This is a genomic window from Bacillus cereus group sp. BceL220 (genome assembly GCF_051776965.1).
GTDB classification, from domain to species: domain Bacteria; phylum Bacillota; class Bacilli; order Bacillales; family Bacillaceae_G; genus Bacillus_A; species Bacillus_A cereus.
This window is the reverse complement of the sequence record NZ_JBPWBC010000007.1, coordinates 153039-169920: the sequence shown is the minus strand read 5'-3', so window position 1 is coordinate 169920 and position 16882 is coordinate 153039. Positions and strand designations below refer to the sequence as shown.

Here is a 16882-nt window from a genome sequence, read left to right as displayed (position 1 = left end):
TATCTCACCTGCTTTTTTTTAGAGAGTAAATTTAATTCATAAGCTTTATAATCCATGTAATCCAGTAAGCACCTGGTATGAATAACAGTTGAGCTAGTAATGTACCAAAAAGTCTAGAAATCATTAGCCAAGCATACATTTTACTCATTGCTTCAGCACCTTCTTCTGATTGAAGAGCTCGCTCTGTTAAAAGAGCAATACGTGGATCTAGTAGCACTGTTAATAAAATAGTAGCAAAACCATTAATAAGACCAGAAGCTGTAGTGGCTTTTGTTGCGAAAGCTGGAATTAAAAAAGAAGCATATAGTGCGGAAAGAACCCCCGCTGTATAAATTGCAGTAGCGAACATGTTAATAAGCATTATACGCTTTGGAATACCGCCGATACGCAATCTATGAATCATTTCTAACTTTGGAAAGCGGACATATTTTTTTGTGTACTTTAATTTTTGAATGTTATTCGTTTTCATCATTCGAATGAAAGAACCGTCTGTTTCAAAGTTTTGAATGACATATCCAAATAGTTTTGTCAAAGTTGGATACAGTATAATCGCAAGCAATGTACCGATAGAAGCAGATAATAGTACAAGACGTATAATATGCTCTAAATCAATAGAAGGATCTAGTTTTGCTTCGTCAACAATCCCGCCAAGTAAAAAGGCTTGTAGTAAGTTTGATGTTCTTGAAATGAGTAATACGATTCCTACGACGGATAATGCGACAGCAATCTTCTTTAAACGAACCCCGGCTAATCGAATACTATAAGAGCTTGTTTCAACTGCGTGGATCACAATTGTGAAAGCCATTATAAAAATTAACGTAATTGACATTTGTTTCACCAGTTTCTATTAAAATAATTGTAACTTTTTTACTGTATCATATCTATCGTATTTTGTAACTGAAAGTATGTGACATATGGAAATTGATTTTTCGAAAAAATAGATAATGATAGTATAATAGGGAGAAGTGGAAGAGATGTTAGCAGTTATTTATACAGCAAATTAAGTGGAGGAATGAAACATGTATAAAACATTTCTATTTGATTTAGATGGAACTTTAACGGATCCGAAAGAAGGGATTGTAAACTCGGTTTTATATGCATTAAAAAAAGTAGGAATTGAAGAAGTACATGTAAGTGAGTTAGATTCATTTATAGGTCCTCCTATTCAGCAATCATTCATAGAGAGATATAATATGAGTGAAGGAGAGCTTGAACGTGCTGTTTTTTACTTCCGTGAGTATTTAAAGCAGCGTGGATTGTTTGAAAATAATGTATATGAGGGGATTCTGAAGCTCTTGCAACAATTAAAAAGTTCAGGGAATCGCATATTTGTAGCAACTTCAAAGCCCACTGTATTTGCGAAACAAGTTATAGAGCATTTTCAATTGACGAATTATTTCGAAGATATCATTGGAAGTAATTTAGATGGTACAAGAATAAAAAAAGATGAAATAATTGCTCATATTTTACAAACAAATGAAGAACTAAATAAAGAAGAAATGATAATGATCGGTGATAGAAAGCACGATATAATAGGTGCGAATCAAAATGGAATTGCTTCAATTGGTGTTTTATATGGCTATGGCTGTGAGAAAGAACTGACTGAAGTTAGTGCGACTTACATAGTGAAAGATGTTGAAGAACTGTATCATTTTTGTGTAGAAAAAAGTTTAATAAATTAGTAAATATAGATACTAGCAATCCCTTTATAACGTATGATGAGGAATTCGTTTCTGTTTAAAGGGATTTTTCATATGTAATCGAATATTTATAATTAGACATTTTTAGCATGAAAAAATTGTATGAATAAGAGGAGGGATGTCAGAATTAAAAGATTAGTAGAAGTTTATCAATAAATTTTAGAATATTCTGTTTAATGGAGGGGTAAAATTGGAGTTAGTTATTATATTATTAGCACTAAGTTTACTTATGTTCGTAGCATACAGAGGCTTTTCTGTTATTTTATTCGCACCGATATTTGCATTATTTGCAGTATTTTTGACAGAACCTAGTTATGTATTACCTTTCTTTTCTAATATCTTTATGGAGAAAATGGTTGGTTTTATAAAGCTATATTTTCCTGTGTTTTTATTAGGAGCAATATTTGGAAAAGTAGTGGAAATGTCAGGAATTGCGGATTCTATTGCAAAAACGATTATTGAGTTAGTCGGTGAAAAACGTACTATATTAGCGATTGTATTAATGGGGGCTATTTTAACGTATAGTGGTGTTAGTGTGTATGTAGTAGTGTTTGCTGTTTATCCGTTCGCAGCTAAGTTGTTTCGACAAGCTAATATTCCAAAACGTTTAATCCCTGGAACGATTGTTCTTGGAGCAGTAACGTTTACAATGGATGCACTACCTGGATCACCACAAATTCAAAATGTAATACCTACAACATTTTTTAAAACGGATATTTATGCTGCACCGATACTTGGGATTGTAGGAGCAATTTTTGTTCTTACATTAGGTTTACTATATTTAGAGAGTAGACGTAAGAAGGCAAAAGCGGCAGGTGAAGGATATTTTGGTTTTAATGACGGAAATACTGAAATGGCAGCATCTTTGCAATTAGAACAAAAAAATATGCCATTAATTAATAACATTGAAATCACAAGAGCACAACAACTTATTGCATTTATACCACTTATTTTAGTAGGTGTAATGAATAAAGTGTTTACTATTATGATACCGAAGTGGTATCCAAGCGGTTTTGATTTTTCTGCAATTGGTATGAAAGCATTTGGAAAAGTAGAATTAAGTGCAGTAGTAGGAATTTGGTCTGTAGAATTGGCACTTATTATAGGGATCTTAACAACGTTATTATTATATTGGAAGCGAGTAGTAACAGGTTTCCAAGCTGGATTGAATACAAGTATTGGTGGAGCACTACTTGCAACGATGAATACAGGAGCTGAGTTTGGATTCGGTGGTGTCATTGCAGCACTTCCAGGCTTCGCAATTATGAGAGATGGTATCTCTGCTACTTTCACAAATCCGTTAGTGAATGGTGCAGTAACGACGAATATTTTAGCTGGAATTACAGGCTCTGCATCAGGAGGTATGGGAATAGTATTAAGCGCAATGGGAGATAAATTTATTGCAGCGGCCAATCAATTTGATATTCCATTAGAAGTTATGCACCGTATCGTATCAATGGCATCAGGAGGAATGGATACACTACCGCATAACGGGGCTATTATTACTATTCTTACAGTAACAGGATTAACACATAAACAGTCCTATAAAGATATATTTGCTATCACAATTTTGAAAACGGTTGCTGTATTTTTAGTTATCGCGTTCTATACTTTAACAGGACTCTATTAAAAATTCGAATCGTAAAGATTCATCAAATCGATAATTTATATCATAAAATATTAATTAGGATAAGAAGGGGTGGAGTACTTGCAAGAAGTTTCTGAGTTTCGTATGCCAAAGTCGGTATTATATGGAAGGAATTCGCTTGAAAAACTGGGGGAACAATCAAAAAAGTTAGGGAAAAGAGCTTTTATAGTTACTGATACAATTATGGAGAAATTAGGATATGTTGAAAAGTGTATACAACAACTAAATAAGAAAAGTATTACTGTTAGTACATATAATAAAGTAGATGCTGAGCCTACAAATATACACGTGTTAGAAGCGTTATCTCTTTGTAAAGAGGAAAAGTGTGATTTTATTATCGGTATTGGTGGTGGAAGTTGTATTGATGCTGCGAAAGCAGTAGCGGTTTTATATACAAATGGTGGAGAAGTTGAGGATTATGTCCAAAAGGATATTGAAATAGAAAACAATCCACTACCACTTATTGCAATTCCAACAACTTCTGGTACTGGATCGGAAGTTACAAGTGTAGCAGTAATAACGAATAAAAAAACAGATGTAAAAATGATGATGAAGCATCCTAGTTTTATACCGAAAGTAGCAATTATAGATCCAGTTTTGACAAGTTCATTACCAACACAAATTACGGCAGCAACAGGAATAGATGCATTATGTCATGCGATTGAAGCGTATATTTCTAAAGTTTCACAACCACTTACAGATGTACTTGCTCTTTCAGCTATTGAAAGTATTATGAAATATTTACGTATAGCATATGAAGATGGACGTAATATGGAGGCAAGAGAAGCGATGATGATTGCTTCCTTACAAGCTGGAATTGCATTTTCTAATGCATCAGTTACATTAGTTCATGGAATGTCAAGGCCAGTGGGAGCATTATTTCATGTACCGCATGGAATATCAAATGCCATACTATTACCTACAGTGTTAGAGTTTACAAAAACAAGTGCAATGAAAAGGTTAGCAAAAATTGGACGTAGTTTAAATAAGGATTTGTATTCGAATTCTGATGAGGAAGTAGCAGACTACACGCTTGGTGAAATAAAAAAACTTTGCTTTGATCTTCGTATTCCAAATTTAAAAGAATACGGAATCGATGAAATTGAATTTGAAAATGCTATTTCTAAAATGGCATCAGATGCAATTGAAAGTGGTAGCCCAGCTAATAACCCACGTGTTCCATCATATGATGAAATCAAAGAGCTGTATCGAGAGTGTTTTAATTATAAGTATAAAGAATTCATAAAAAAATCAGATTATTAATTTCAGAATATTCTATAAAAATTTCCTTGGAAATGAAAGTAGAATTATTCTTTATTATTTCCGTATTTTCCGTTAAAACAAGACTTTATATTCCAAACTTAAAGTCTTGTTTTATTATGTATAATATACATAATAAAACATTGTTATTAGTTTTATAAAAATAGTTTAGGTAGGTGTTTGTATGAAAACGATAGGTCTTATAGGTGGTATGAGTTGGGAATCAACTTCTGAATATTATCGAATTATTAATGAAGAAATAAAAGAGAGATTAGGAGGGCTACATTCAGCAAAATGTTTGATTAATAGTGTGGACTTTGAAGAGATTGAAAGATTCCAGTCTAGAGGAGATTGGAATGGAGCAGGTGAAGTTTTAGCGAATGCGGCGTATTCATTACAGAAGGGAGGAGCAGACTTTATAATCATTTGTACAAATACAATGCATAAGGTAGTTGGAAAAATAAAGGAGAAAATTGATATTCCAGTCTTACATATTGCCGATGCAACTGCAAAAGAAATTAAAAGAAAAGACATTCAAAAGGTTGGTCTGCTTGGAACTAAATATACAATGGAGCAAGATTTCTATAAGTCACGTATTGAAGAGCATGATATAAAAGTAATAGTACCATCAGAAAAAAATAGAAAAGAAATAAATAAAGTAATATATACAGAATTATGTTTAGGAAAAATAGTATCTCAATCTAGAGAATATTATAAAAGAGTCATCGAAGAGTTAGTGCAAAAAGGAGCACAGGGAATCATATTAGGTTGTACAGAAATAGGGTTATTAATAAAGCAAGAAAACGTATCTGTCCCGATATTTGATACGACTCATATACATGCAATTGAAGCAGTCAAGATAGCTCTAGATAAATAGATTATAATTATATTATGTAAACTTAATTCATATATCTGGAAAACATTCAGAAAATATTTTATAATGTAAGTGGTTACATTTAAGGGGGAATGCGTATGTTTTCAGTTCAACCAATCGCATTTGTACATAATGAAAGAAAGGAAATAAAAGATGATGAGTGGGGAGAAGTAAGATCCCGTATAACTTTAACTGAAATGTATGCAGAAGAAAGTATACAAGGGATTGAAGATTTTTCCCATATTGAAGTTGTTTTTTATTTTCATAAAGTAACTGACGAGCAAATTCAGTATTTTGCTAGACATCCTAGAAATAATAAAGATTATCCTGAAGTAGGTATTTTTGCACAGCGCGGAAAAAATCGCCCGAATCGCATAGGTGTAACAATTGTAAAGGTGATCAAAAGAGAAGGTAAATCAATTATTGTTGAGGGATTAGATGCTATTAATGGTACTCCTATATTGGATATAAAACCAATAATGAAAGAGTTTATGCCGAAAGAAGAAATACACCAGCCTAAATGGGCAACGGATATAATGAGACAGTATTGGAAGGGGAATGGAGTAAAATGAGAATATATGAGGCAACAATTGCAGATTTAGATGGACTAGCATCAGTTTTTAATAACTATCGCATGTTTTATAGGCAGGATTCTGATTTAGAAGGTGCAAAAGTATTTTTACGAAATCGAATTGAGAGAAAAGAGTCCGTTATTTTCGTAGCAGTTGAAGACGGCGAATATATTGGGTTCACACAACTATATCCATCATTTTCTTCCATTTCAATGAAAGAATTATGGATTTTAAATGATTTATTTGTACAAGCGGCGAAGCGTGGAGCCGGAACAGGTAAAAAATTATTAGAAGCTGCTAAAGAATACGCATTAGAGAATGGAGCAAAAGGTGTAAAATTGCAAACAGAGATTGATAATTTATCAGCACAACGATTATATGCTGAAAATGGTTATTTGAGAGATAATCGTTATTTCCATTACGAATTAACGTTTTAAAAAATTAAGTTGAAAGAGACATTTTCAAGAAAAAGAATTTCTTTGTAATGAGAAATTCTTTTTTATTTTTGCCTAAATTAAACATGACGAAAACGATATTTATTTATTGTTAAACGATAAACAATATGATAAAATTATGTTATCATTAAAAAAATGAGGTATTGTAAATGAATCTTAAACGAAGTTCAACAACGTTCTTAAAAGTAATTATTTTTCTTGTTGGAATTGCAGTACTTGCTTTATGCATATTTTTAGTGCCGGAAATGGCGAATTTCGCAGCAAATTTGTATCCTAATATTGCTCCGATGAAATATCTTGTTTTCATTGTGATGTATGGAGCAGCTGTGCCTTTTTACGTTGCTCTTTATCAGGCTTTCAATCTTTTACAGTACATTGATGAGAACACAGCGTTCTCGGAATTATCTGTAAAGGCGTTAAAGAATATAAAGCGCTGTGCAATTACAATCAGTGGTTTGTATGTATTAAGTTTGCCACTTTTTCATTTTATAGCGAAAAAAATGGACCCTCCTATTGGGTTAGTGGGACTTATTATCGTTTTTGCTTCGCTCGTTATCGCTGTTTTTGCTGCTATTCTTCAACGCCTTCTACAAGAAGCAATTAACATAAAATCAGAAAATGATTTGACGGTCTGAGGTGGCGGATATGACAATTATTATTAATATTGACGTCATGTTAGCAAAACGAAAGATGAGTGTAACGGAACTTTCGGAGAAGGTTGGAATTACGATGGCGAATCTTTCTATTTTGAAAAATGGGAAAGCAAAAGCGGTTCGTTTTTCAACATTAGAAGCGATATGTAAAGCTTTGGAGTGTCAGCCAGGGGATATTTTGGAGTATAAAAACGATGAGAATACTCAATAAAAAAAGATAACAAATGTAAATAATAGAAGTCAATAAAGAAGGGATAGCCACTAAGCTATTCCTTCTTTACGTTAATTGCTGTTACTAATAAAAAATAAAATTTGAATTGCAATGTTTGCTTATCAAAAGGGAACTTGCTACCTTTTGAGGTAATCCGTTTTGTGGAAGACAATTATTTGCCAAAAAGGCTATTTTAACTATGTTTTAAATTATTTTGAGTGCATCAAAATCTTCATTTGTATTATAGTTGATTTAAAACCCAGTTTGTTGCATCTTCAAAGTTATCTGCAATGTAGTTTGGTTCAATATGTGCCCATTTGTCTCGGTACGTATGCAAAGCATCATACCCAGCGCCTGTTCGGACTAGAATCGTAGTTGCATTTACTTTTGCTCCTGCAACAATATCAGTCCAGCGATCACCAACTACAGCACATTGTGTTAAATCAAGCCCATGTTTTTTTGCTGCTTTAAGCAGCATGCCTGTACTTGGTTTACGGCATTCACAACCATCACCGTGTTTATGAGGACATACATAAATATCATCAAAACCGAAGCCTTCTAATTCTTGTACAAAATCGGCTACAGTTGCTATTCCATCTGCGATACCAGGTTGATTTGTGAAAGAGAAAATTTTTATATTTTTAGCTTTTAGTTTTTGCAAGAATGTTTTTGTGAATGGAAATAATGTAAAAGATCCTGGATAATGTATTGTAGTGTCACCACCAATTGTACCGTCACGATCAATGAAAATTGCTTTAATGTTTGTCATAGTTATAGTCCCTTCAATTATAAGTAGTTTAAAAATGTTTTACAAATCGGTAGCCATTTACTGCATATCCTAATTTTTTGTAAAAAGGATGAGCTTCTACTCTTTTTGTTCCACTAACTAGCCATGTGCCAATGCAATTATGTTTCTTTGCTAATTGCTCTGCATAATCCATCAATACTTGTCCAATGCCTTTCCGTCGTATGTTAGAATCGACGCTAATAATTGAAATCTCTCCATAACGTGTTACATCTTCTAAATTTTCACGTATACGAAATCCAAGTAATCCAAATATAGCTTCTTCTTCCTCGTAAACATATAAAAAATCAAACGGACTCATTTGTACGAATTGTAATCGATTGTTCATATCTTCATAGGAAATAGAGGAACCTTTTAATTCTTTCGTTAAAGAACAAAGTGCGTCTATATCATCTATCGTTGCTTCACGAATTTGAAAAGACATATTATCCACCCCAATAAAATGTAATCAAACATTTAATATTCTGTTAAAAAATGTTTTTTCCTGCTATGAAAATAAATATTTTATAATGATATATAGATAGTTATATGTTATTCTTTTCCTTGATTGTATTGGAAATGGAAAGAGGGGAAATGCATGTTAGAAGTAAATATCCGCTCAGCCGGATATGAAATAGGCGAAAAAACAATTCATGATATAGCTTTTTCTATCGAAAAAGGTGAACTAGTTGCTCTTATTGGAGCAAATGGTGCTGGGAAGAGTACGACGATAAAAACGATGCTCGGATTACTTGTAAATATGGACGGTGAAATATCATTCGGTGAAAAGAAAAATCCGTATGCATACGTGCCAGAACATCCAACATACTATGATTACTTGACGCTCTGGGAACATATTGAATTATTAATGGCTGCTCGTGGAAGTGAAATGGGAAGCTGGGAAGAACGAGCGGAACAATTATTACATACTTTTCGAATGGATAAGCATAAACATGAGTATTTATCAAAGTTTTCAAAAGGTATGAAACAAAAATCGATGCTAATATTGGCGTTTTTAACTGAGCCAGATTTTTATATCATTGATGAACCCTTTATCGGTTTAGATCCAGTAGCTACGAAAGAGTTTTTAAGTTATTTATATAAAGAAAAAGAGCGCGGAGCAGGAATTTTACTTTGTACGCACGTATTGGATACTGCTGAAAAAATTTGTGAAAGATTTTTACTCATTTCACAAGGTACATTAGTCGCAGATGGACATTTAGAATCTATTCAAATGTTAGCGGAAATGCCGGGTAGCTCATTACTAGACTGCTTTGATGTAATCGTAAGGCGTGAACAACATGATTAAACAACAATTTTATAAAAGATTACGCCATGAGCTTCAGCGGAAGTGGAAGTCTATACGTTCGGTAACAGATTGGACAGTCGCATTATATATTATTATACCAGCACTTATATTTATGGGAATCTATTATAGGTCACTATGGATAAATGAATTATCAACGGAAGAGACGATTTATTTCGGATTAGGATTACTCGCATTTTATCTAGTAACATATCCGAGAGGAGTTCGTTCATTTTTTGAGCAAGCGGATAGTTTATTTTTAATTTCGTATGCAACACATATGCAAAAATTAGTCCAGTATGGCATGATGTACACATTTGTTCGAATAGCGATAACGAATATAATATTAGTCGTTATTATGTTACCGGTGTTGATGAAAAGTATCGGAGTAACAGAGATACAAGTCCTATTATTTTGGGTATTCTTTACTATATTTCGATTTATGATGTCGTTGTTAACGAGATTTATTCATGTACATGCGGAGAAACGATGGGTTTTATGGATTGTAAAAAATGTAGTATTTTCTATGAGTGTGTCCTTTTTTGGAATTAGTTTATTTTTTATTTATAAAAATCCATTTTATTCAATTCTATTTATCGGTTTAGTAATTTTCTTAAGTAGTGTATTAGTAAAAGCGAAAATGAATTATAAAAAGTTCTTTTTTAAAGAAATTGAGAAAGAAAAGGAGGAAAGCATGCGCTGGACGAGCGGAATTATGCAAGTTGGTGGTCATGCGGCTAAACCGAGTAGTTCGAATAAAAAACCGTGGATGTTTCCGTACTCTAAAAGACTTTTAGGAAAAAAAGCTGATTCTCGTATTGTCGAATCTTTTTTGAAAGAATTTTTCCGTACAAGTACTGCACGAATATTTTATATTCAAATTGTATGTATCAGTACTGCAAGTATAATTATGACTCCTAGGTGGATTGCAGCTATTGTTCTCGTATTTGCTGTAGTTGCAATTTCTCGCTATGCACGTGATTATTGGAATGAATTTACGAATAAGATGTTTCTTCATTTATATTGTGATGAAGGGAACTTACTTTTGTTAAGATGGAAGGCAAATCGTTATTTACTACTACCAGCAATACTTTTGTATGGAATAGTTATACTTGCCCAGTTTTATTTATTGCCAGCTGTGATTGGTGGCATTATTTTTATTTTATTAATTGTATGGATTGTATTTTTACCATTAAAAAAGAGCCATTGACGGCTCTTTTTCTAGTCTGTAACACATTGATAAATAAAATATACTAAAACGAGTATGCTTACGGCGGAATACATGACATCTAAAGTCATCTGATCGCCTCCTTATTATTGTTGTATTTTTATTGTATGAAACCTTACAATTTCATATTCAAGTGAAAAATATGTGAACGTTAACAAAATTGTAAAGTGCAAAAATTACAATCATTTTGTATAATAGAAGAAACCACCGTTATATAAAAAAATAATGAGTGAAAGGGGAGGGAACATAAATGCCAAATTGGTTTAGAAAAACCTTAGTCGCATTAATTACCGTATTTACATTTGGTTTAGTGACGCCTCCTTCCATATTACTTGATAATGCCAAAGCTGCGGACAAGCCTACGAGCACAGCTGGGCAACAAAGTTTGGAGAGCACGTCCTATACATATGAAGAAACGAATGACAGGTTAACCACCGATACTTTTATTACTTATGCAATGCAAGAAGCAGAAAAGCAGTCGATGCAAAAGTTTGGTACTAAAATTGGTCCAGTAATTGAAGATGAGTTTAAAGATGTAATATTACCGAAAATTGAAGAGGCAATTGCTGAGCTTGCTAGTGATGTACCAGAAGATTCACTACAATCATTAGCGATTTCTCAAAAACCAGCTGGTGGAAATAATGAAAAGATTTTTCACGTCTACGATACGAAATCAGGAAATGATTTATTGCGTTTCCATGTAAGAAGAGATCATCCGCCGCAAGATGGTTATTATTTTAATTTCCATTATCACCGTTTTGATGATGGATACTCTGGACATCATGAGTTAGGAAATATTTATTGGAATACGAATGTACCGCCGAAATGGTTGTCTTAAAAAGAACAAGAGAAAATCTTGTTCTTTTTTATTTTTATAGAAGGGACAGACAACTATGTTGTTGAATAACATAGGTTTAGAAAAAAGAAGCAAAAGGAGTATGGAGATGCAAAAATATATTGTTTTTGACTTTGATGGCACATTAGTAGATTCACAAAATATATTTGTACCGATTTATAATCAACTTGCTGAAAAACATGGGTATAAAGCAGTAAAGGAAGACGAAATTGAACATTTACGTAAATTAACGATGACAGAGAGATGTAAACAACTCGATGTACCACTGTATAAATTACCGATATTAGCTTTGGAATTTTATAAATTGTATCAGCCTGCTATAAAAAATCTTGTTTTATTTCATGGGATGAAGGATGTATTAGATGAACTACATAAAACAGGATACGGTATTGCGGTCATATCATCTAACTCAGAAGAGCATATTCGGGCGTTTTTGCACAATAATGGTATCGAAAATATTCAAGAAGTGTATTGTTCTAAAAATTTGTTTGGTAAAGATAAAATGATAAAAAGATTTTTAAAATCGAAAAAGATAACAGAGCAAGATATGTTATACATTGGTGATGAACAGCGAGATGTAGCAGCTTGTAAAAAGGCTGGGGTGAATGTAATTTGGGTATCTTGGGGATATGATGTTATTGAAACAGTGAAAAAAGACGCACCCGATTATATGGTTCATAAGCCGATGGAAATTGTGCAAGTAGTACAAGGAGTGTATTCATCATATTGAATTTTGAGTAGCAAATTTAGAGGAATCCATTTCTTTTTATAGTAAGCTGTTTTCAATAATTGGATGGAGAAGATTAAATGAAGTAGCATATAGCACGGGAGAAAGTGAAATATAATTTAAAGAAGTAGATGAGGAAATCGTAAGGACGTTAGGTCCTAGACATATTTGTTATCAAGCTATTCATAGAGAAGTAGTTGATGAAGTAGTAGATTTTCTTTCTAGTACGAAAGTGAAGGTAATACGTAGTCTAATTGAAATGAATCATTATTCAGAAGGGTACTATACGATTGATTTTTACGATCCGAATGGATTTATTGTAGAAGTAGCCTATACACCAAATGCAGAAATATAAGGGGAATAGATATGAAGATAATTACAGCACGGCAAAACAATATACAAATTGTAAAAGATGCAGCGAATATTGAAGAAATTTCTAAAGGTTTCTCTCCAGATAAGAAATATGTAATTACGAATGCAAATAATGAAAAATATTTATTTCGGACAGGAGATATAAAAGAGTATGAAAGAAAGAAAATAGAGTTTCAAATTTTAAATGAAATGGTAAAACGTAACGTACAGGTACAAAGGCCAATTGAAATAGGTATATTGGAAGAAGGTGTATGCTATAGTATTTTTTCATATTTAGAAGGGGAAGATGCGAAGAAGCTATTGCCTACGTATTCACCAAAAGAACAATATGATATTGGCATAGAGGCAGGAAAAGATTTAGCAAAAATGCATACATATGAAGCTCCTAATGATATACTTCCATGGCATGAAAGAGCAATGAAAAAACATAGTAAATATGTAGAAGCATACAAAACATGCGGAATAAAAATAAAAAATGATGATAAGATTATTAAGTTTATAGATGAAAATGAAATGTATGTAAAGGATCGCCCAAATCGATTTCAACACGATGATTTTCATTTAGAAAATATAATTGTACGGGATGGGAAATATGTAGGTGTAGTTGATTTTAATGGTTATGACTGGGGCGATCCACTGCATGATTTCGTGAAAATTGCACTATTTGCAAGGGACATTAGTATTCCGTATTCAATCGGACAAATAGAAGGATACTTTAATAGGAGAATACCAGAGGAGTTCTGGAAATTATATGCGGTGTACGTTGGCATGACAGTTTTCTCATCAGTTGTCTGGACATTAAGAGCAGCACCACATATGTTGGATGATATGTTAGAGCGTCTTCATATTGTATTGGAAGATCATAAAAACTTTGAGTTATCAAAACCAAGTTGGTTTCAACCAGATAAGATTGATATGAAATAGAAAAGGTAGGTGTGATTCGCACCTACCTTTATTTTTTACCATCAAAATACTTATTTAATTTTCTTAAATGTAAGTGGCTGAGTACTTAATGTGGCTGGTACATGTAACTGAAGGGATGGGAATTCACCTCTTATATTCATTTCATAAGCGAATAATAAACTCATTTTCATTTGGAATAAGTCAACTTTTGCAGAGAAGATGTCGTAATGATGATGCCCTAATTGAATATCCATTTCCATAAATTGTACATATAACGAATCATCGCGTTTGTATACTTGTAATGTTCCATATGCAGGATGTTCAAAAGTACCAGTATAGTCCTCTAACTTGTGCGAAGGTGTAGTCCCTTTAATTTGTTCAGGGAGGGATTCAGTTGCTTCTTTCATCATTTCCTTCATTTTTTCAGTATCTTCTACAGCACGTTTATGCCAATCAATGGATTCAAATTCAAGTAATTCATCATAAATTTGATTAGCCAGATAAGTAGGAAGTAATGTTCCTCCAGCATTCGTTAAAATGACAAGGCCTATGTTTTCTGTTGGTATGAATGAAACAAGCGCTGAAAATCCATCGATATTACCGCCATGATGAATCACTTTTTTATCACGATAAGCGCTAATAAACCAACCAAGGCCGTAACTATTTAATGGAGATTCAGGGAGTGATAAAACCGGTTGGTCTGGAATTGAATTGTGTGGTGTATACATTTGTTGTAATAATTCAGAGGAGATTAATTCATGATCTCCAAATTTTCCTTCATTTAAGTGGAGAAGTACCCAATTTGCCATATCTTCAATTGTAGAATTAATACACCCAGCAGCGCCGACTGTATCGATGTTGCGGAATGGAACTGCTTTTATTTCACCGTCATTTTCAATGTAAGGTAAAGCATAATCATCTGTAGTTTGTGAATCGTTAACAGAGAAGTTTGTATGTCTCATATTTAAAGGTTCTAAAATATGTTCTGTAGTGTATTGCTCCCACGTTTGATTTGTAATGTTTTCAACAATGTAGCTAATTGTTGCATACATTAAGTTGTTATATAGAAATGCAGTCCGGAACGGTGCATCAAGTGGTAAATGTTTTATTTTTTCAACGAGATCTTTTCGAGATAACGAAGAACTGTACCAAAGAGCCTCATGACGACTCACTCCAGTTCGATGAGAAGCTAAATCTCGTCCTGTAACTTGTGAGCTAGCAAGTAGTTCAGATAAAGTAAAGTTAGGTATATAAGACTGGATAGGGGTATCCCAATTAAACTTTTTTTGCTGTGCTAACAAGCTTAATGAAAGTGTGCCAAACGCTTTCGTTGAGGAACCGATTGCGAATCGAGTATTCGGTGTAACAGCCTCTTTTGTTTCTATATTACGATAGCCGAAACCTTCTGAAATAATAACTTCACCGTCTTTTATAACAGCTACAGCAGCACCAGGAACATTTAAATCCTTCATCATTTTTTCAACCGCTGTTTGTAAAGAAGTCATAACAGGCGTTTCAATTTTAGACATACTTCTAACCTCCAAATATAAATTTTGTTCTACCGCACTATACTTTCGGTAATAGAAAATGAAAACCTTTTTAAATTTGGAAAGTTAATAATTTTGTAAGAATTAGCGGAAGAAATTTTATTAATTAGGATTATTAAATTTACCATTTTTCATGTTATGATAAATTGCATATACGATTGAAAGAAGGTTTTCCTACATATGAAACATGCTGAAAATGAATACTTAAATTTATGCCGCCATGTAATGGAACATGGTACGAAGAAAGAAGATCGTACAGGGACAGGAACTGTATCTGTATTTGGATATCAAATGCGTTTTGATTTGAGTAAAGGATTTCCTTTATTAACGACAAAAAGAGTACCATTTCGCCTTGTAGCAAGTGAACTACTTTGGTTTATGAAAGGTGATACAAATATTCGCTATTTATTGCAGCATAATAATAATATTTGGAATGAATGGGCGTTTAAGAGCTGGGTAGAAAGTGATGAGTATACTGGTCCTGACATGACGGATTTTGGTCTTCGCTCACAACAAGATGAAGAATTTAAAGTACAGTACGATGAGCAGATGGAATTGTTTAAAAAGAACGTTTTAGAAGATGATGATTTCTCAAATAAATATGGTTATTTAGGAGACGTTTACGGTAAACAGTGGCGAGCTTGGAAAACGACAGCTGGTGAGACACTTGATCAATTAAAAGATGTAATTGAAATGATTAAAAAAACACCAGACTCACGTCGTTTAATCGTTTCTGCTTGGAATCCTGAAGACGTACCAAGTATGGCATTACCCCCTTGTCATACATTATTCCAGTTTTATGTAGCGGACGGAAAGCTTTCTTGTCAGCTATATCAAAGAAGTGGTGACATATTCCTTGGAATACCATTTAACATCGCAAGTTATTCACTACTAACACATTTAATTGCACACGAATGTGGTCTTGAAGTAGGGGAATTTGTTCATACAATTGGTGATGCACACATTTATACAAATCATTTTGAACAAGTAGAAAAGCAATTGGCACGTGAACCACGTCCGTTCCCGAAACTTACATTAAATCCAGATGTGAAATCTGTTTTCGATTTTGAAATGGAAGATTTAACGATTGAAGGATACGATCCGCATCCAGCAATTAAAGCACCGGTTGCAGTATAATTGTAGAGGAGATGAAAAAATGATTGTTTCATTTATGGTCGCAATGGACGAAAATAGAGTAATTGGTAAAGATAATAATTTACCTTGGCGTTTACCGAGTGAATTACAATACGTGAAGAAAACAACGATGGGTCACCCGCTTATTATGGGAAGAAAGAACTATGAAGCGATTGGTAGACCGCTGCCTGGAAGACGTAATATTATTGTAACACGTAATGAAGGATATCACGTTGAAGGATGTGAAGTTGTTCATTCTGTAGAAGAAGTATTCGAACTATGTAAAAATGAAGAAGAGATTTTTATTTTTGGCGGAGCGCAAATTTACGATCTCTTTTTACCATACGTAGACAAGTTGTATATAACAAAAATTCATTATGCATTTGAAGGAGATACATTCTTCCCAGAAATGGATATGACAAATTGGAAAGAGATTTTTGTAGAAAAAGGTTTAACAGATGAAAAAAACCCGTATACGTATTATTACCACGTATATGAGAAACAACAATAATAAAGAAGATTGATGTGAGAATTCGCATCAATCTTTTTATTTATATTCACCAATATAAGTTTATAGATGAGATTCGATAGTGCTATAATGATAGGTAGCATGTAAAAATGCTAAAATTTTCAAAAGTACTAATATAGAAAG

General features: G+C 33.2%; 19 protein-coding genes and 1 pseudogene. 16 read left to right on the top strand and 4 right to left on the bottom strand.

Going from position 1 to position 16882, the window contains the following annotated elements; all coding sequences use genetic code 11:
- Nucleotides 1-31: 31 nt before the first annotated feature.
- Nucleotides 32-829 (bottom strand): lipid II flippase Amj family protein, encoded by a 798-nt coding sequence (locus tag ACS2FK_RS19465; RefSeq protein WP_000028911.1) that lies wholly within the window; start codon nt 827-829, stop codon nt 32-34.
- Between the two features lie 190 nt (nt 830-1019).
- Between ACS2FK_RS19465 and ACS2FK_RS19460 the strand changes: the two genes are divergently transcribed.
- The 8 genes from ACS2FK_RS19460 to ACS2FK_RS19425 all read left to right on the top strand — a co-directional run bounded on the left by ACS2FK_RS19460 (nt 1020) and on the right by ACS2FK_RS19425 (nt 7373).
- The gene (locus ACS2FK_RS19460) at nt 1020-1682 is read left to right on the top strand and encodes an HAD family hydrolase (RefSeq protein WP_000278491.1); all 663 of its coding nucleotides are present in this window, start codon (nt 1020-1022) and stop codon (nt 1680-1682) included.
- Between the two features lie 208 nt (nt 1683-1890).
- Entirely contained in the window at nt 1891-3330 is a 1440-nt protein-coding gene (locus tag ACS2FK_RS19455; protein ID WP_000424326.1) for a GntP family permease, read from the top strand.
- A 78-nt stretch (nt 3331-3408) separates the two neighbouring features.
- A complete protein-coding gene (locus ACS2FK_RS19450; RefSeq protein WP_001158667.1) occupies nt 3409-4611 on the top strand; it encodes an iron-containing alcohol dehydrogenase in 1203 nt (400 codons plus the stop codon).
- A gap of 181 nt (nt 4612-4792) precedes the next feature.
- A complete protein-coding gene (locus ACS2FK_RS19445) occupies nt 4793-5485 on the top strand; it encodes an aspartate/glutamate racemase family protein (protein WP_000848576.1) in 693 nt (230 codons plus the stop codon).
- Between the two features lie 95 nt (nt 5486-5580).
- A complete protein-coding gene (locus tag ACS2FK_RS19440) occupies nt 5581-6054 on the top strand; it encodes an SAM-dependent methyltransferase (protein WP_000493252.1) in 474 nt (157 codons plus the stop codon).
- A complete protein-coding gene (locus tag ACS2FK_RS19435) occupies nt 6051-6491 on the top strand; it encodes a GNAT family N-acetyltransferase (protein ID WP_023521824.1) in 441 nt (146 codons plus the stop codon). Before ACS2FK_RS19440 ends, ACS2FK_RS19435 begins: the two co-directional genes overlap by 4 nt.
- Before the next feature lie 167 nt (nt 6492-6658).
- A complete protein-coding gene (locus ACS2FK_RS19430; protein ID WP_023521825.1) occupies nt 6659-7144 on the top strand; it encodes a DUF2975 domain-containing protein in 486 nt (161 codons plus the stop codon).
- Between the two features lie 10 nt (nt 7145-7154).
- Complete coding sequence (locus ACS2FK_RS19425) at nt 7155-7373, top strand: helix-turn-helix domain-containing protein (protein WP_000152534.1); 219 nt, start codon at nt 7155-7157, stop codon at nt 7371-7373.
- A gap of 241 nt (nt 7374-7614) precedes the next feature.
- Here ACS2FK_RS19425 and ACS2FK_RS19420 read toward each other — a convergent pair whose 3' ends face one another.
- Together ACS2FK_RS19420 and ACS2FK_RS19415 are read right to left on the bottom strand one after the other, a co-directional pair.
- Nucleotides 7615-8142 (bottom strand): HAD-IIIA family hydrolase, encoded by a 528-nt coding sequence (locus ACS2FK_RS19420; protein ID WP_063547151.1) that lies wholly within the window; start codon nt 8140-8142, stop codon nt 7615-7617.
- Nucleotides 8143-8170: 28 nt separating this feature from the next.
- Nucleotides 8171-8602, bottom strand: a complete 432-nt coding sequence (locus ACS2FK_RS19415; RefSeq protein WP_000009775.1) for a GNAT family N-acetyltransferase — start codon at nt 8600-8602, stop codon at nt 8171-8173.
- A 153-nt stretch (nt 8603-8755) separates the two neighbouring features.
- On the opposite strand from ACS2FK_RS19415, the gene ACS2FK_RS19410 reads away from it, so the two are divergent.
- The 6 genes and pseudogenes from ACS2FK_RS19410 to ACS2FK_RS19385 all read left to right on the top strand — a co-directional run bounded on the left by ACS2FK_RS19410 (nt 8756) and on the right by ACS2FK_RS19385 (nt 13570).
- Complete coding sequence (locus tag ACS2FK_RS19410) at nt 8756-9466, top strand: ABC transporter ATP-binding protein (protein WP_000895234.1); 711 nt, start codon at nt 8756-8758, stop codon at nt 9464-9466.
- Nucleotides 9459-10673, top strand: a complete 1215-nt coding sequence (locus ACS2FK_RS19405) for an ABC transporter permease (protein WP_000595455.1) — start codon at nt 9459-9461, stop codon at nt 10671-10673. The genes ACS2FK_RS19410 and ACS2FK_RS19405 overlap by 8 nt, the downstream gene beginning before the upstream one ends.
- Nucleotides 10674-10941: 268 nt before the next feature.
- Nucleotides 10942-11529, top strand: coding sequence for a YpjP family protein (locus ACS2FK_RS19400; protein ID WP_001134421.1), 588 nt, complete (start codon nt 10942-10944; stop codon nt 11527-11529).
- Nucleotides 11530-11635: 106 nt separating this feature from the next.
- Complete coding sequence (locus tag ACS2FK_RS19395) at nt 11636-12277, top strand: HAD family hydrolase (protein ID WP_001174995.1); 642 nt, start codon at nt 11636-11638, stop codon at nt 12275-12277.
- Between the two features lie 28 nt (nt 12278-12305).
- A pseudogene (locus ACS2FK_RS19390) lies at nt 12306-12629 on the top strand (topoisomerase IV).
- Nucleotides 12630-12640: 11 nt separating this feature from the next.
- Entirely contained in the window at nt 12641-13570 is a 930-nt protein-coding gene (locus ACS2FK_RS19385; protein ID WP_000692075.1) for an aminoglycoside phosphotransferase family protein, read from the top strand.
- Nucleotides 13571-13620: 50 nt separating this feature from the next.
- On the opposite strand, the gene ACS2FK_RS19380 is transcribed toward ACS2FK_RS19385, so the two are convergent.
- Nucleotides 13621-15078 (bottom strand): serine hydrolase, encoded by a 1458-nt coding sequence (locus ACS2FK_RS19380; RefSeq protein WP_063547152.1) that lies wholly within the window; start codon nt 15076-15078, stop codon nt 13621-13623.
- Nucleotides 15079-15276: 198 nt separating this feature from the next.
- Between ACS2FK_RS19380 and ACS2FK_RS19375 the strand changes: the two genes are divergently transcribed.
- Together ACS2FK_RS19375 and ACS2FK_RS19370 are read left to right on the top strand one after the other, a co-directional pair.
- Nucleotides 15277-16233, top strand: a complete 957-nt coding sequence (locus tag ACS2FK_RS19375) for a thymidylate synthase (protein WP_000679600.1) — start codon at nt 15277-15279, stop codon at nt 16231-16233.
- Nucleotides 16234-16252: 19 nt separating this feature from the next.
- Nucleotides 16253-16741: a dihydrofolate reductase gene (locus ACS2FK_RS19370; protein ID WP_000637207.1), complete on the top strand. Its 489-nt coding sequence runs from the start codon at nt 16253-16255 to the stop codon at nt 16739-16741.
- Nucleotides 16742-16882: the final 141 nt, after the last annotated feature.

Excerpts from the sequence above, each read along its gene's own strand:
- ACS2FK_RS19465 (WP_000028911.1), bottom strand. The coding sequence starts at position 829 with ATGTCAATTACGTTAATTTTTATAATGGCTTTCACAATTGTGATCCAC.
- ACS2FK_RS19460 (WP_000278491.1), top strand. The coding sequence starts at position 1,020 with ATGTATAAAACATTTCTATTTGATTTAGATGGAACTTTAACGGATCCG.
- ACS2FK_RS19445 (WP_000848576.1), top strand. The coding sequence starts at position 4,793 with ATGAAAACGATAGGTCTTATAGGTGGTATGAGTTGGGAATCAACTTCT.
- ACS2FK_RS19440 (WP_000493252.1), top strand. The coding sequence starts at position 5,581 with ATGTTTTCAGTTCAACCAATCGCATTTGTACATAATGAAAGAAAGGAA.
- ACS2FK_RS19435 (WP_023521824.1), top strand. The coding sequence starts at position 6,051 with ATGAGAATATATGAGGCAACAATTGCAGATTTAGATGGACTAGCATCA.
- ACS2FK_RS19430 (WP_023521825.1), top strand. The coding sequence starts at position 6,659 with ATGAATCTTAAACGAAGTTCAACAACGTTCTTAAAAGTAATTATTTTT.
- ACS2FK_RS19425 (WP_000152534.1), top strand. The coding sequence starts at position 7,155 with ATGACAATTATTATTAATATTGACGTCATGTTAGCAAAACGAAAGATG.
- ACS2FK_RS19420 (WP_063547151.1), bottom strand. The coding sequence starts at position 8,142 with ATGACAAACATTAAAGCAATTTTCATTGATCGTGACGGTACAATTGGT.
- ACS2FK_RS19415 (WP_000009775.1), bottom strand. The coding sequence starts at position 8,602 with ATGTCTTTTCAAATTCGTGAAGCAACGATAGATGATATAGACGCACTT.
- ACS2FK_RS19410 (WP_000895234.1), top strand. The coding sequence starts at position 8,756 with ATGTTAGAAGTAAATATCCGCTCAGCCGGATATGAAATAGGCGAAAAA.
- ACS2FK_RS19405 (WP_000595455.1), top strand. The coding sequence starts at position 9,459 with ATGATTAAACAACAATTTTATAAAAGATTACGCCATGAGCTTCAGCGG.
- ACS2FK_RS19400 (WP_001134421.1), top strand. The coding sequence starts at position 10,942 with ATGCCAAATTGGTTTAGAAAAACCTTAGTCGCATTAATTACCGTATTT.
- ACS2FK_RS19395 (WP_001174995.1), top strand. The coding sequence starts at position 11,636 with ATGCAAAAATATATTGTTTTTGACTTTGATGGCACATTAGTAGATTCA.
- ACS2FK_RS19385 (WP_000692075.1), top strand. The coding sequence starts at position 12,641 with ATGAAGATAATTACAGCACGGCAAAACAATATACAAATTGTAAAAGAT.
- ACS2FK_RS19380 (WP_063547152.1), bottom strand. The coding sequence starts at position 15,078 with ATGTCTAAAATTGAAACGCCTGTTATGACTTCTTTACAAACAGCGGTT.
- ACS2FK_RS19375 (WP_000679600.1), top strand. The coding sequence starts at position 15,277 with ATGAAACATGCTGAAAATGAATACTTAAATTTATGCCGCCATGTAATG.
- ACS2FK_RS19370 (WP_000637207.1), top strand. The coding sequence starts at position 16,253 with ATGATTGTTTCATTTATGGTCGCAATGGACGAAAATAGAGTAATTGGT.